Below are 14,921 nucleotides of genomic sequence, written 5' to 3' on the forward strand. Positions count from 1 at the left end.
AGTTTTCGCGGCGATAAAGCTTTGGGCCGTTAATAAAAAAACGCACGGAGGGATCGCTCCGTGCGTCGGGTTTATTTAAACCCCAAGGCGATCGCGAAGACTGTAGTAAGCCGCGCCCATCGCGGTAAACGGAATACGGAACGTGCGCCCACCAGGGAACGGATAGTGCGGCAGGTTGGCGAAGGCGTTGAAGCGCTCGGCGTCACCGCGCAGCAGCTCTGCAATCAGGCGGCCAGCCAGATGGGTATAGGTGACGCCGTGCCCGCTGCAGCCCTGGCTGTAGTAAATATTGTTATCCAGACGGCCCACCTGCGGCATGCGGGACAGCGTCAGCAGGAAGTTCCCGGTCCAGCTGTAGTCAATCTTCACGCCTTTCAGCTGCGGGAAGGTTTTCAGCAGGTTAGGCATCACCAGGCGCTCAATATCTGCCGGGTCACGCGCGCCGTAGACCACGCCGCCGCCGTACAGCAGGCGGTTGTCGGCCGTCAGGCGGTAGTAATCCAGCAGGTAGTTACAGTCTTCCACACAGTAATTTTTCGGGATCAGCGAACGGGCAAGATCTTCGCCCAACGGCTCGGTGGTCAGCACCTGGGTGCCGCACGGCATGCTACTTTTTGCCAGCTCTGGTTCGAGCTTATCGCCAAGGTAGGCGTTACCGGCCACGATCACGTACTTCGCCGTGACCTTGCCTTTCGCCGTGCTGACGACGGCCGGGCTGCCGTGCTGAATATGGGTCACCGCAGACTGTTCGAATACTCGGCCACCGTTGAGGCGAATGGCGTTAGCTTCGCCAATGGCCAGGTTTAGCGGATGAATATGGCCGCCGCTGTGGTCGAGCAGGGCACCCACGTAACGATCGCTGTTCACTTCGCGTTTGATTTCGCCGGCATCCAGCAGCTCCAGCTGGGTATTGCCATAGCGCTCCCAGTTAGCTTTCTGCTCTTCAAGCTTTTCCAGCTGCTTGTGGTTCATCGCAACGAACAGGCCGCCAGGGCGATAGTCGCAGTCAATCTGATAGCGCTTAATGCGTTCGCGAATAATTTCTCCGCCTTCAAACATCATGCCGCCGAGCATTTTGGCCGCTTCCGGGCCATAGCGGCGCTCAATCACATCAATATCGCGGCTGTAGGAGTTAACCAGCTGCCCGCCGTTGCGCCCGCTGGCGCCAAAGCCGATGCGGGCGGACTCTAACAACACCACGTCATAGCCCATTTCGGACAGATGTAGCGCAGAAGAAAGGCCGGTATAGCCGCCGCCGACCACGCACACGTCGCAGATTACGGACTCGGTCAACTGCGGGAAGGGCTCATATTGGTTGGCGCTGGCCGCGTAATAGCTGGTGGTATGTTCAGTCATGATGAAGGCTCCAGGGCAATCCAGATGGTTTTCAGTTCGCTAAATTTTTCGAGGGCATGCAGGGACTTATCGCGTCCGTTGCCGCTCTGCTTGTAGCCGCCAAACGGGACGGTCATATCGCCGTCATTGTAGTTATTGACGAAAACGGAACCTGCTTTAAGGCTGCGGCTCATACGGTGGGCTCGGGAAAGATCGCGGGTCCACACTGCAGCACCGAGGCCATAGTCGCTGTCGTTGGCAAGCGATAGCGCCTGAGCTTCGGAGGTAAAGCGGGTGACGACGAGCACCGGGCCAAAGATCTCTTCCCGGCCGACTCGTGCATCCGCTGCGGTGTCGATGAAAATCGTCGGGCCGATGGCCGCCGGGTGGCTGCCGTTACGCCCGTCGAGCGCCAGCTTGCCCTGGCTTTCGCCATCGCGAATAAAGCCGTGGACGTTGTCGGCGTGGGCGCTGTCGATAAGCGTGCCCATCGTGGTTTCAGGGTCCAGCGGGTTGCCTGGCTGCCAGTTTTTGGCCTGCTCTTTCAGCAGGGCGATAAACTCATCGGCGATGCTTTCTTCTAACAGCAAGCGAGTACCGGCGATGCAGACCTGGCCCTGGTTATAGAAAATACCGGCGGCGGTGGTGGTGGCGGCCTTTTTCAGATCCGGGCAGTCGGCGAAAACGATATTGGCGCTTTTGCCGCCCGCTTCCAGCCAGACGCGCTTCATGTTGCTGTCGCCTGCATCTTTTAGCAGCTGTTTGCCGGTACGGGTGGAGCCGGTGAAGGTAATCACGTCCACGTCCGGGTGCTGAGCCAGCGCCTGTCCCGCTTCGTGACCAAACCCGGTCACGACGTTAAACACGCCGTCCGGCAGGCCCGCTTCTTTGGCCAGCGCCGCAAGGCGAATGGCCGACAGCGGTGATTTTTCAGAAGGCTTGAGGATGACGCTGTTGCCCGCGGCCAGCGCCGGGCCGAGCTTCCAGCAGGCCAGCAGCAGCGGGAAGTTCCAGGGCACAACGGCGGCAATCACGCCAACCGGTTCGCGCACAATCAGCGCCAGTTCGTTCACGCCTGTGGTGGCGACTTCACCGTACACTTTGTCGATGGCTTCGGCGTACCAGCGAATGGCGCGGGCGCTGCCCGGAATATCATCACGCAGGCTATGGCGGATAGGTTTGCCGGTGTCGAGCGTCTCCAGCAGCGCCAGTTCCTCGTGATGCTGTTCCATTAAATCTGCCAGCTTGCCGAGCACGGCTTTGCGTTTTGCCGGGGAAGCCTGCGCCCAGTCGCCACGCTCAAAAACATCTCGAGCAGCGCGAACGGCAACGTCGACGTCCGCTTTTTTGCCACGGGCGACTTCGGCGAGATTGCGTTGCGCAAAAGGATCGACGGTACTGAATGTTTCGCCGTCTTTGGCAGAGCAATATTCGCCGTTAATAAACAGGCGGGTTTCCGGCGAGGCATTTTTTGCTTTTTCCTGCCAGTAATTAAGATGCTGAAAGTCCATGATGACTCCTTTTATTCAATCGGATAAATGGCCTTACTGGGTTCTTCAGGCAAATTTGGGCTGCAAAAAGCCCCAGGAATTGAGTCCTGTTAAAAACGTGGTTTAAATAAGGCCTGAAAAACTCAGGCCTGAAAATAATTAGAACGTGGTGGGGGTGTGGGCGCTGATAATGCGGCAAATACCTGCCGAGGTGTTGCTGAAGCTGTGCGGCATGCTGGTGTTAATCGCATAGCTTTGCCCCGCAACAAGGTGCCAGGTTTGCCCGTTTACGGTCAGAACCACTTCACCTTCCAGTATCGTGCCCGTCTCCTCACCCTGGTGTTTGATCCTCTCGCCGGTGGTTGTGCCCGGCTGATAGGTCTCAATGATCATCGCCAGCGTACGGTTAGGATTCCCATTGTGTATTAATTTCATTGAAACACCCTGACTGCCTATTTCAATCAGGTCGTCATAATTAATAACCACCTGCGGCTCATCAGGTTTTTCCGGTTCCGCGAAGAACTCGGAGAGCGACAGCCCGTAGACTTTCAGCAGCTTTTGCAGCGTACTGATGGCAGGACTGACTTTGTCCTGTTCTATGGTGCTGATGGCGCTATGCGTTAATCCAGACAGTTCGGCGGCACGACGTTGTGAAAGACCCAGTTGCTGGCGGATCGCTGACAAACGTTTACCCGGCGCCAGGCCGTCATCGCTCATATTGGCATTTCCTTAACAGTAGTGGTCAGAGCCGCTGTTTTTCAGACAGGTGCTTCTGACAGGCGTTGATAAAACCTTCAAGCAACAAACGCGACAGGGCGTATTCGCTACTGTTCCATTCTGGGTGCCACTGAACGCCGAGGGCAAAAGGATGATCGTGAACGCTTGCCGCCTCCACCAGTCCATCCTGCGACCTTGCCTCTACGCGCAGCAGCGGGCCCACCGTTTTCGCTCCCTGGCCATGTAATGAGTTAACCCAAAACGTGTTGCAACCCGGTATTAAATGCGAAAGCAATCCTCCCTCCTGTACCTGAACTTCATGTGAAGGCGCGTACTGCTGCTCCACGGGAAGCTCGGGATCTTCACGGTGTTCCAGAAGCTGAGGCTGATCGCACAGGCGACGATACAGAGTCCCGCCTGTGGCGACAACCAGTTCCTGTAAACCCCGGCAAATGGCGAAAATGGGAATGCGCCTTTTGAGCCCGGCGGCGATAAGCGCCATGCTCAGTTCATCACGCCCTGGGTCGGCGTCAGGCTCATCGCCATTTTCACCATAGAGGTGCGGCTGCACGTTGCTGGGGCTGCCCGGCAGGAAGATCCCGTCCAGTTTTGGCAGCAGCGCATTCAGCAGTTCAGGCTCTGCCAGCGCGTGGGGAAGGGCTATCGGTAATCCGCCGGCGTTCAACACGGCATTCAGGTATTTTTCTTGCAACGTCTGGGTCAGATGACCCTTAAGCCTGTTCCTGCACATCACGACACCAATCACTGGCTTGTCAAATATATCGACCATGATCAACCTCACATAATGGACTAAATTATTGCCAAACGATTCCATGTTGCCCGTATCCGTTCAATATTTTTTCAATCTAGCAGCGGTGTAACGTCCTTGCAAACTTAAATTAACATTTGACAAACATTTTGTTTCACACCATTGTCGATAAGTGGACATTATATTTAACGGTCGACATCAGCGACCGGCATCCAACGCAACGGCGGTGAATCATGGAAACCAATATCGTAGAAGTTGAGAATTTTGTTCAGCATTCCGAAGAGAGACGAAGTAGCGCGTTTGCACGCGAAGTGAATACCTTTCTTGAGCGTTATCCCAATACCCAATATGTCGATGTCCTGCTTACTGACCTGAACGGCTGTTTCCGCGGAAAACGTATTCCGATCGCCGGTCTGCGTAAGGTAGAGAAGGGCTGTTATTTCCCGGCGTCGGTGTTTGCCATGGATATCCTCGGCAATGTAGTAGAAGAGGCCGGGCTTGGGCAGGAACTGGGCGAGCCGGATCGCCGCTGTGTGCCGGTGCCGGGAACGCTGACGCCGTCGGCGGCAGATCCCGAGTTTATCGGCCAGATGATGCTCACCATGCTGGACGAAGATGGCGCTCCCTTTGACGTTGAGCCGCGGAACGTGCTGAACCGACTCTGGCAGCAGCTGCGCCAGCGCGGCCTGTTCCCCGTGGTAGCGGTAGAGCTGGAGTTCTATTTAATCGATCGCCAGCGCGATGCAGAAGGCTACCTGCAGCCGCCTTGCGCGCCGGGCACCGACGACCGTAATACCCAAAGCCAGGTCTATTCCGTCGATAACCTGAACCACTTTGCCGATGTGCTGACCGACATCGACGATCTGGCTCGCCTGCAGCTGATCCCGGCGGATGGCGCGGTGGCAGAAGCCTCGCCAGGCCAGTTCGAAATCAACCTCCATCACACCGATAACGTGCTGGATGCCTGCGATGATGCGTTAGCGTTAAAACGCCTGGTGCGAACTGTCGCAGAGAAGCATAAGATGCACGCCACTTTTATGGCGAAGCCTTACGAAGAGCATGCGGGCAGCGGGATGCATATCCACATCAGCGTGCTGAATAACAAAGGCGAAAACGTGCTGGCGGACGCCGACGGCGAAGACTCTGCGCTGCTGAAACGTGCGCTGGCGGGCATGATCCACCTGATGCCGTCTTCTATGGCGTTGCTGGCGCCGAACGTGAACTCGTGGCGCCGCTTCCAGCCGGGGATGTACGTCCCGACTCAGGCTTCATGGGGGCATAACAATCGTACCGTGGCGCTGCGTATTCCGTGCGGTGACAGGGACAACCACCGCGTGGAGTACCGCGTGGCGGGGGCGGATGCCAACCCGTATCTGGTGATGGCGACGATCCTCGCCGGGATTTTACACGGCCTGGATACCGACCTGCCGCTGCAGGAAGAAGTTGAGGGCAACGGGCTGGAGCAGGAAGGGCTGCCGTTCCCGATTCGCCAGAGCGACGCGCTGTGGGAGTTCACTCAGAACGATCATCTGCGCGAACTGCTGGGCGAGCGTTTCAGCCACGTTTTCCACGCGTGTAAGCACGATGAGCTGGTGCAGTTTGAGCGTTTAATCACGGAAACTGAAATTGAGTGGATGTTGAAAAACGCCTGATAGTGGCTCCTGCCCGGTGGAGCAAGCGTGGCCGGGCAAGCCGATAAATAAGTAGCATCATGCGGGCTGAGCGGAGCCAGTCCGGACGTTTTGCAGGGCAACCTGCCATTTCCCGAAGTCGCGTAACGGAGCGCAGGCGGCAACGGGTCTTCTGTTAACGACAATGTGTACGACGAGGAAATGAGATGATGCAGACGCAAATGTTTAAATATCCGCACGGCGAGGGCGAACGCTGCTGCCGTATTGATAACGACGGGCCAGCGGCGTGCGTGAGTCCGATAACAATTCCCCGACAGTTACGATTAACCCCCAGGCTAAGCAGGTTTGCCCGAACGAAGAACGCTTCGCAAACCTGTATCCGCGTGGGGGGACATCGTCATGGCGACTAATTCCTCCGTAGACATCGCTTCGCAGGCGGGTAAGCCGCAGCTGCGCAAATCTCTAAAACTCTGGCAGGTAGTGGTGATGGGGCTGGCCTATCTCACGCCAATGTCGGTGTTTGATACCTTTGGTATCGTGTCCGGCATCAGCGACGGCCACGTGCCTGCGTCCTATCTGCTGGCGCTGGCTGGCGTGCTGTTTACCGCCATCAGCTACGGCAAGCTGGTGCGCCAGTTCCCGCAGGCGGGTTCAGCCTATACCTATGCCCAAAAGGCCATTAGCCCGCACGTGGGTTTTATGGTGGGCTGGTCGTCGCTGCTGGACTATCTGTTCCTGCCAATGATCAACGTCCTGCTGGCAAAAATTTACCTTTCGGCGCTGTTCCCGGAAGTCCCGCCGTGGATTTGGGTGGTGGGCTTTGTTTGCATTCTGACGGCTGCCAACCTGAAGAGCGTTAATCTGGTGGCGAACTTCAATACCCTGTTTGTGCTGGTACAGGTCGCCATCATGGTGGTGTTTATCATTCTGGTGGTGCAGGGGCTGCATAAAGGTGAGGGCGTGGGGACCGTGTGGTCGCTGCAGCCGTTTATCAGCGAAAATGCACACCTGATCCCGGTGATTACCGGCGCGACGATAGTCTGCTTCTCGTTCCTCGGCTTTGACGCGGTCACCACGCTTTCGGAAGAGACACCCGACGCGGCCCGCACCATTCCTAAAGCCATTTTTCTGACCGCAGCCTACGGCGGCATTATCTTTATCGTGGCGTCGTTCTTTATGCAGCTGTTCTTCCCGGACATCAGTCGCTTCAAAAACCCGGACGCGGCGCTGCCGGAAATTGCGCTGTACGTCGGCGGCAAGCTGTTCCAGTCGATTTTCCTCTGCACGACCTTCGTGAATACCCTGGCTTCCGGTCTTGCCTCTCATGCCAGCGTTTCACGCTTGCTCTACGTGATGGGACGCGACAACGTGTTCCCGGAAAAATACTTCGGCTACGTGCACCCTAAATGGCGCACCCCGGCGCTGAACGTGATCATGGTGGGCATCGTGGCGCTGTCCGCGCTGTTCTTCGACCTGGTGACGGCGACGGCGCTGATCAACTTCGGCGCGCTGGTGGCCTTTACCTTCGTTAACCTGTCGGTGTTTAACCACTTCTGGCGTCGCGAAGGCCGCAACAAAACCTGGCGTGAGAAGCTGCACTACCTCATTCTGCCGCTGATCGGCGCGACAACGGTGGCGGTGCTGTGGGTGAACCTGGAAGTGACTTCCCTGACGCTCGGGCTGGTGTGGGCCGCGGTCGGCGTCCTGTACCTGACCTTCCTGACCCGCCGTTTCCGCAGGCCACCGCCGGTGTTTGACGCCAGCAAGGCCGAGCGTGCCTGGGAGTAAAGCCAGGCCGCGTTAGAGAATAAAAAGCCCGCTTAAGAAGGTTAAGCGGGCTTTTCACCTTCGATCTTCCTCCGGCGCAGCCCGAATACGGAAACTGCGCCGCATTTCGTTTATCCAAACCGCCATAATCCTTTGAACCGCAGAAAGAGTTTTCTATTATCGGCCTTCTTACTTGAAAAATGCCGGATCTGCCCTTCGATGGATTAAGACTTGCTTTACGCACTATTACGCTAAGGAAATCACAATGAATCTGATGAATAATTGTGCATCCCCTACCGTGAATGTTATATTAAAATATAATATTCGGAGGTGCTCTATGCATAAAACTCGCCTTAAAAAGGTCGGCGGCTCTATCATGCTGGCGGTTCCTCCCGCCGTGCTGAAAACGTTGGAGCTGTCGACGGACAGCGAAGTGGGCATGACCATTGATAATGGCTGCCTGATTATTGAACCCCAGAAACGGCCTCGTTATTCGCTTGAGGAACTGCTGGCGCAGTGCGACCCGCACGCCGAAATGAGTGAAGAGGATCGAGAATGGATTGATTCGCCTGCGGTAGGCAAGGAGATCCTGTAAATGGACAGAGGGGAAATCTGGCTCGTTTCACTGGATCCAATTGCCGGTCACGAGCAAAGTGGAAAGCGTCCGGTACTTATCGTCTCGAAGGCATCGTTTAACAAGCTGACCCGACTACCCGTTGTTGTTCCTGTCACCAGCGGAGGAAACTTTGCCCGTACAGCCGGTTTTACCGTTTCACTGGATGATGCTGAGACCAAAACGACGGGTGTTATTCGCTGTGATCAACCGAGAACGATTGATATGGCGGCCAGAAATGGTAAGCGTCTGGAACGTCTACCCGAGGCTATTGTGAATGAAGTGCTGGCAAGGCTGGACGCTATTCTGAGTTAATCTCAACACATACAAAAGCAAAAAGCCTGCTTAGTTTCCTAAGCAGGCTTCTTAAATATGGCTCCTCTGACTGGACTCGAACCAGTGACATACGGATTAACAGTCCGCCGTTCTACCGACTGAACTACAGAGGAATCGTGTGAACGGGGCGAATACTAGCGGGGTGAGTCTGGGTTGTCAAAGGCTGTTTTGGTGAAATGCGTTCAACTGCCGATTAATCCAGCAAATCAATGAAAAAGGCCGCATTTCTGCGGCCCTTGAGCGGTTACCGGCGTCGCTGAACGCTGGCCGGTTCCGTAGCTGAAGCAAGCCAGCGGCGGGTTTCTTCCCCAACGCGCGAAGAGAGCGTCTGGCGCACCTGCCGGTGGTAATCATCAAGCCAGGCTATCTCCTGGGTACTCAGCAAATCAAAATCTACCGCCGACAGGTCAATAGGGATAAGCGTCAGCGACGAGAACTTGCAGAAGCCCGGCCGGGAGGCAACCACCTCGACCTGGTTTTCGATGCGGATCCCGTGGCTATACGCCAGGTAATAACCCGGCTCGATGGTGATGATGTTGCCCGGAAGCATCGGCCACGGGTTCACCTTCTTCGCCATGCGGTGCGGGTTTTCATGGATCATCAGCCGATGGCCGACGCCATGCCCTGTGCCATGGTCGTAATCCAGCCCAAGTTCCCAAAGCGGGCGACGGGCAAAGGCATCGAGCTGGTGGCCCTGAGTCCCCTGCGGAAACTGCAGCGAGATCAGCGCCAGGAAGCCTTTCAGCACGGCGGTGTAATGCAGGCGCCGGGTCGCGTCCAGCTCGCCAAAGCTGAGCGTGCGCGTGGCGTCCGTCGTGCCGTTGATATACTGCCCGCCGGAATCATTCAGGTAGAACTGGTCGCCGGTGAGGGCGAAATTCGTTTCCGGTGAAGAGTGGTAATGGCACATTGCGGCGTTGCTGCCCGCTGCGGAAATGGTGCTGAAGCTCTGCTCGGTAAAAGTGGCACCTTGCTGGCGGAAGCTCAGCTGTTTTTCCTGGGCTTCCAGCTCGGTGACCGGGTTGCCTGCGGCCTCGCGCAGCGGCACTTCATGGGTTAGCCAGCTCAGGAAATTCACCCAGGCCACGCCGTCTTCGACGTGGCTGTCGCGGTAGCCCGCCAGCTCGGTTTCATTCTTATTGGATTTGATAAGGGTAATAGGGTCGGGTGCCCACAACACGCTGCCGCCACCTTGCTCGACGGCAAAGCGCACCGCGACCGGCGCAGAGTCTGCATCAATCAGAATACGTTTACCTGCCGCCGCCTGCTGGCAGCGGGCGAGGAATTCACCCATCGGGCTGTGAGATATGCCGCTGAGCTGGGCTTTATCCAGATTGTGCAGTTTGCCCTCGTCAACAAACCACTCAATGCCGCCGTCGGCGCTCACCAGCGCGAAGGAGTGAGGTACCGGGTTCATCGCAATATCCGAGCCGCGCACGTTCAGCAGCCAGGCGATATTGTCCGGCAGCGTCAGAGCCAGATAATCGGCCCCGGCTTTGTGTAGCGCCTGCGCCACACGATCGCGTTTTGAGGCAGAACTTTCGCCACTGATTTCCTCCGGCATGGCGCTGATTTCCCCGCAGGGTGCCGCAGGGCGGTCTGGCCAGATCGTGTCGAGCGGGTCGTCATCCACCGCCACCAGGTCACAGCCGCTGGTGCGCAGGCTTTCGTACTGGCTGTTAACCATCAGCAGCGGCTCGAAGGCGATGCGTTTGCCCGCAGGCAGGTTGTCCCGCAGCCACAGGTGCAGCGGCTCCTCGTGCAGGTGATGAATCTCAAATTCCTGCAGGTTCACCTGATGGCGAGCCTGAACCTGGTAGCGCCCGTCCACGAACAGCAGGGCGCGGTCGGCGAGGATCAGCGCCAGCCCGGCTGACCCGGTAAAGCCGCTGATAAACGCCAGTTTATTATCATGAGCGGCACAATCTTCGCTCTGATGGGCGTCGGCACGCGGCACGATGATCCCATCCAGCTCGCGTTCTTTGAGTAGCGCACGCAGGGCGCCAAGTGATGAAGTGTGTTGCATCCAGCTTCCTTATTATTTTTGTTAACGGAACGGCGGCTCGTTGAAGGTACGCAGCTTGCGCGAGTGCAGCTTTTCGCCTTCTGCGCGAAGCAAATCAATGGCGCGAATGCCAATTTGCAGGTGTTCGGAAATCGCCCCTTCATAGAAGCGGTTGGCCTGGCCCGGCAGTTTGATTTCCCCATGAAGAGGTTTGTCGGAAACGCACAGCAGCGTGCCGTATGGCACACGGAAGCGGTAACCCTGCGCGGCAATGGTGGCGCTTTCCATGTCGATAGCCACCGCGCGGCTAAGGTTAAAGCGCAGCGCGGAGGCAGAATAGCGCAGCTCCCAGTTTCGGTCATCGGTGGTGACCACCGTCCCGGTGCGCAGGCGTTGTTTAACTTCTTCGCCCGGCATGCCGCTGACCTGTTTGGTGGCGTCGTAAAGCGCACGCTGCACTTCGGCGATGCTTGGAATCGGGATATCCGGCGGCAGCACCGCGTCCAGCACGTGGTCATCGCGCAGGTAGGCGTGTGCCAGCACGTAATCGCCAATCTGTTGGCTTTCGCGCAGGCCGCCGCAGTGGCCAATCATCAGCCAGGCATCCGGGCGCAGCACCGCGAGGTGGTCGCAGATGGTTTTGGCGTTTGACGGGCCCACGCCAATGTTAATCAGCGTAATGCCGCTGCCGTTTTTGTCGATCAGGTGCCAGGCAGGCATCTGGTGCTTTTTCCACGCCAGGTCAGAAATGGCTTCTTCCGGGGCTTCCGTTTCGGCGGTAAGCCAGGTGCCACCGGCGCAGGAGAGGGCGATGTACGGGCTGTCCGGGTCGAGTATCTGCTGGCAGCCCCAGCGGACGAACTCGTCCACATAGCGGGTGTAGTTGGTGAACAGCACGAAAGGCTGGAAGTGCTCAACCGGCGTGCCGGTGTAGTGGCGCAGGCGTGCCAGCGAGAAATCCACGCGGCGGGCGTCAAAGTGCGACAGCGGCCAGGCTTCCGTCGGGTGGAACAGGCCGTCGGCGGTTTCATCGCCAATCTGCGACAGCTCGGTGGTCGGGAAATGGCGCGTCAGCCCGGCGCTCATGGTGCGGTCGAGGTTCAGGCCGTCGAGCACGTAAGGGTAAGGGATCTCGTGCTGAGAAGGCCCAACCTCGATGTGGACGCCATAGTCTTCACACAACAGGCTCAGCTGTTCGTTCAGATAGTCGCGGAACAATGCGGGGCGAGTCACCGTGGTGGTGTAGCTGCCGGAGTGGGTAAAGCGGGCGTAGGAGCGGGTATTTTTGGGGCCACGGGGAACGCCGTCCCAGCTGACGCGCAGTTCAGGGTAGACAAACAGCCCGTCGGAGCGGGCGTCGACGTCCGGCAGCGTGCCTTGTTGAGTGTAAAGGGCAATCGCGTCGCGAAGGGCGGTTACCGAAGTTTCGTACAGGGCTTCCAGCTTATCCAGGGCCTCAGCAGGCGTCAGCCCCTGGCATACAGCGTTATTATTCATTGATTCTCCTTTACCGGTTCAGGCCGGATTAGACATTCAGTATGTCATGCCGGGAGCAGAACGGAAGGGGAACCGGGCCCGAGTTGCGAGCCTCATAAAAAATTCATCACAAATAAATGAATACCCGCGCAAAGACTGCCGATAACTCCTTTGATACCCGAGATTAATGGGATAACGACAATAATGATTAGGGGAACAACATGGGGATGTTTAAGAATTTTACCGTACGCAGGGTGATGCTCACCGTGCTGGGGCTGTTCTGCCTGCTGTGGTCGGCCGTCGGCGTGTTTACCGTCTATTCACTGGCGAAGCTTGGGGACGGTAACGCCGTTGATCATCAGCTGGTGTCACAGATGACGATTCTCAGCAAAGGGAATGACCAGTACTTCCGCTTTATTACCCGCCTGTCGCGGGTGATGGAAGCGAAGGCCGCAGGCGAAACTGCCGAGTTTAAGCCCGTGCAGGAAGCGCTGGATAACATGAAAAGCGAGCTTGAGCGCCTGAAAAGCGTTTCACCGGGCCCGATGGACCCGCTGGTTTCCGCCGACGTGATAGCAAAATGGCAGCAGCTTTTGGATAACGGCGTGGCGGTACAGATGCAGCTTGCTCAGCAGGGGAGTGCGGGAGATTATCGCCAGCAGGCCACCCAGGTTACGCCGCCCCTGAGCAGGGCGTTTGGGGCCAGCAGCAGCAAATTTACCGCCGTGGCCGAAGAACGTCTGGACCGCACCCGAGTGGCCGTAGACTCGCTAACCCGGCTGATGAAAATCACCGTGCTGGTGGCGATTGTTATTGGTCTGCTGATCCTGCTGTTTACCGACCGCTACCTCGTGAACCTGCTGGTGAAGCCGCTGGATCGCATTCGTGAACATTTCTCGGTTATCGCAAAAGGCGATCTCAGCCATCCCGTGGAGGACTTTGGGCGCAATTGCGTAGGCAAACTGTTCCCGTTGCTTGCCGAGATGCAGGCCAGCCTTCGCGATGCGGTCAGCGCCATTCGCAGCGGCACGGAGAATATCTATCGTGGGTCGGCGGAAATCTCCTCCGGCAACAACGATCTCTCTTCGCGCACCGAAGAGCAGGCCGCCGCGCTGGAAGAAACCGCCGCCAGCATGGAACAGCTGACCGCCACGGTAAAATTTAACGCCGAGAACGCCCGCCAGGCCAGCAGCATTGCGGAGAAAGCGTCGCAAACCGCCAGCCGCAGCGGCAAGCTGGTTGGGGACGTGGTGGTCACGATGGAAGGGATCTCCGACAGCTCCCGTAAAATCAGTGAAATCACCAGCGTCATCAACAGCATTGCATTCCAGACCAATATCCTGGCGCTTAACGCCGCCGTAGAAGCCGCCAGAGCAGGCGAGCAGGGCAGAGGTTTTGCGGTGGTGGCGGGTGAAGTACGCAATCTGGCCAGCCGTAGCGCGGGCGCTGCGAAAGAGATTGAAACGCTGATTGCCGATTCGGTGAACCGGGTTAACAGCGGTGCGGCGTTGGTCAATGAAGCGGGCAACACCATGAAAGAGGTGCTGAAGGCCGTCTCCGATACTACGCAAATCATGAAGCAAATTGCCTCGGCGACCGACGAGCAGAGCAAGGGGATTTCGCAGGTGAGCGTGGCGGTCAGCGAAATGGACAGCGTGACCCAGCAAAACGCCGCCCTTGTCGAGCAGATCTCTGCGGCTGCGGCGGCGCTCGAAGGCCAGACTGAAATGCTGCAAAAAGCGGTGGCGCGATTCCGCCTGTCCGGGCGTGAAGAACAGGCCGTGGTGGAAACGAAGGTAAAACCTCAGGCGAAAGTCGCCGCTGCTGGCGCGGCGGGGGATGACTGGGTAACGTTTTAACTTTCTATCGTGGGCAGGGTGCGCATTGCGTTTTCGCAGCGCGCTTTGACCGCTTCGTGCAGTAACCGCACCGTGGCAGACAGCTGTTTACGGTGCGGGCAAATCATATTCAGCGGAATGCTATCCCCTTCGTACTGCGGCAGCAGCAGCTTCAGGCGGCCTGCCTGCACATCTTCGCTCACGTCCAGCCAGGATTTATAGGTAATGCCTTCGCCTTTGACCGCCAGCCGATGAATCACTTCCGCATCATCGCTCATCATCGTGCCTTTCACCGCCACCTGCTGCTCTTTGCCGTGCAGGCTAAACGACCAGCTATTGTGCACCCGCCCGCGAAGCACAAACGTGAGCGCGTTGTGCTGAGCCAGGTCGGCAAGGGTTTGCGGCTCGCCATTACGTTCAAGATAGGCCGGAGACGCCACGAGCACGCGGCGATTTTCTGGCGCGACGGGCAGGGCGATGTAAGACGCATCATCGTTGTTGCCATAGCGAAAGGCCACATCCACAGGGTCTTTAAACACGTCGGTTATCCTGTCGGAAAACAGAAGCTTCAGGCTCAGCGCCGGGTAAGTGCTGCGAAACTGACGGAAAACGTCGAGCAGCAAATTACGGCCCAGGTCGGAAGGGACGGCGATTTGCAGCGTACCTCGCACTTCGTCGCTGGGAGGCTGGATCTGCTCGTAGCCGGCATCAAGGGTTTGCAATACCTGCATGGCATAGGGCAGCCACGCTTCGCCTTCCGGCGTGAGCCTCAGGCTGCGGGTAGAGCGGGCGAACAGGCGAATATTGAGGTTTTGCTCCAGGCGCTTAATGGCCGTGCTCACCTGGGCTGGCTGCAGCCCGGCTTCTCTGGCGGTATCGCTAAAACTGTTTAACGCCGCGGCCCTGACAAACAGGGTAAGGTCTTCCAGCCTGAGCATTTTCAC

12 protein-coding genes and 1 tRNA gene are annotated in these 14,921 nt (G+C 57.5%); 5 read left to right on the top strand and 8 right to left on the bottom strand.

Annotation, left to right across the window (positions count from 1 at the left end; translation table 11 throughout):
• Nucleotides 1-75: 75 nt before the first annotated feature.
• From HX778_RS11430 to puuD, 4 genes are all read right to left on the bottom strand, one after another.
• Nucleotides 76-1,356, bottom strand: a complete 1,281-nt coding sequence (locus HX778_RS11430; protein WP_176982034.1) for an FAD-binding oxidoreductase — start codon at nt 1,354-1,356, stop codon at nt 76-78.
• Nucleotides 1,353-2,846 carry an aldehyde dehydrogenase PuuC gene (gene puuC, locus HX778_RS11435; protein ID WP_176982035.1) on the bottom strand — a complete coding sequence of 498 codons (1,494 nt, stop codon included), beginning with the start codon at nt 2,844-2,846 and terminating at the stop codon, nt 1,353-1,355. Before puuC ends, HX778_RS11430 begins: the two co-directional genes overlap by 4 nt.
• Nucleotides 2,847-2,984: 138 nt before the next feature.
• Nucleotides 2,985-3,542 (bottom strand): HTH-type transcriptional regulator PuuR, encoded by a 558-nt coding sequence (gene puuR / locus HX778_RS11440; protein ID WP_154189164.1) that lies wholly within the window; start codon nt 3,540-3,542, stop codon nt 2,985-2,987.
• A gap of 25 nt (nt 3,543-3,567) precedes the next feature.
• A complete protein-coding gene (gene puuD / locus HX778_RS11445; protein WP_038481434.1) occupies nt 3,568-4,332 on the bottom strand; it encodes a gamma-glutamyl-gamma-aminobutyrate hydrolase in 765 nt (254 codons plus the stop codon).
• Nucleotides 4,333-4,544: 212 nt separating this feature from the next.
• Here puuD and HX778_RS11450 point away from each other — a divergent pair, with 212 nt between their 5' ends.
• The 4 genes from HX778_RS11450 to HX778_RS11465 all read left to right on the top strand — a co-directional run bounded on the left by HX778_RS11450 (nt 4,545) and on the right by HX778_RS11465 (nt 8,637).
• Nucleotides 4,545-5,963, top strand: coding sequence for a glutamine synthetase family protein (locus HX778_RS11450; RefSeq protein ID WP_176982036.1), 1,419 nt, complete (start codon nt 4,545-4,547; stop codon nt 5,961-5,963).
• A 378-nt stretch (nt 5,964-6,341) separates the two neighbouring features.
• On the top strand, nt 6,342-7,730 hold the full coding sequence (locus HX778_RS11455; protein WP_038481440.1) for an APC family permease: 1,389 nt from the start codon (nt 6,342-6,344) through the stop codon (nt 7,728-7,730).
• Nucleotides 7,731-8,046: 316 nt separating this feature from the next.
• Nucleotides 8,047-8,304: an antitoxin gene (locus HX778_RS11460; protein WP_176982037.1), complete on the top strand. Its 258-nt coding sequence runs from the start codon at nt 8,047-8,049 to the stop codon at nt 8,302-8,304.
• Complete coding sequence (locus HX778_RS11465) at nt 8,305-8,637, top strand: type II toxin-antitoxin system PemK/MazF family toxin (RefSeq protein ID WP_038481446.1); 333 nt, start codon at nt 8,305-8,307, stop codon at nt 8,635-8,637. It begins immediately after the preceding gene.
• Between the two features lie 58 nt (nt 8,638-8,695).
• On the opposite strand, the gene HX778_RS11470 is transcribed toward HX778_RS11465, so the two are convergent.
• The 3 genes from HX778_RS11470 to HX778_RS11480 form a co-directional block, all read right to left on the bottom strand.
• Nucleotides 8,696-8,771, bottom strand: a tRNA-Asn gene (locus tag HX778_RS11470).
• 131 nt (nt 8,772-8,902) lie between these two features.
• Nucleotides 8,903-10,684 carry an aminopeptidase P family protein gene (locus tag HX778_RS11475; RefSeq protein WP_176982038.1) on the bottom strand — a complete coding sequence of 594 codons (1,782 nt, stop codon included), beginning with the start codon at nt 10,682-10,684 and terminating at the stop codon, nt 8,903-8,905.
• Nucleotides 10,685-10,705: 21 nt separating this feature from the next.
• Nucleotides 10,706-12,160, bottom strand: a complete 1,455-nt coding sequence (locus tag HX778_RS11480) for an AMP nucleosidase (protein ID WP_176982039.1) — start codon at nt 12,158-12,160, stop codon at nt 10,706-10,708.
• A gap of 200 nt (nt 12,161-12,360) precedes the next feature.
• Here HX778_RS11480 and HX778_RS11485 point away from each other — a divergent pair, with 200 nt between their 5' ends.
• Nucleotides 12,361-13,998 (top strand): methyl-accepting chemotaxis protein, encoded by a 1,638-nt coding sequence (locus HX778_RS11485; RefSeq protein ID WP_038481451.1) that lies wholly within the window; start codon nt 12,361-12,363, stop codon nt 13,996-13,998.
• Here the strand turns inward: HX778_RS11485 and HX778_RS11490 are convergent.
• Nucleotides 13,995-14,915, bottom strand: coding sequence for a LysR family transcriptional regulator (locus tag HX778_RS11490; protein ID WP_038481454.1), 921 nt, complete (start codon nt 14,913-14,915; stop codon nt 13,995-13,997). The genes HX778_RS11485 and HX778_RS11490 overlap by 4 nt on opposite strands.
• Between the last annotated feature and the right edge of the window lie 6 nt (nt 14,916-14,921).

This window comes from Cedecea sp. P7760 (assembly GCF_013386425.1).
GTDB classification, from domain to species: domain Bacteria; phylum Pseudomonadota; class Gammaproteobacteria; order Enterobacterales; family Enterobacteriaceae; genus Cedecea; species Cedecea selenatireducens.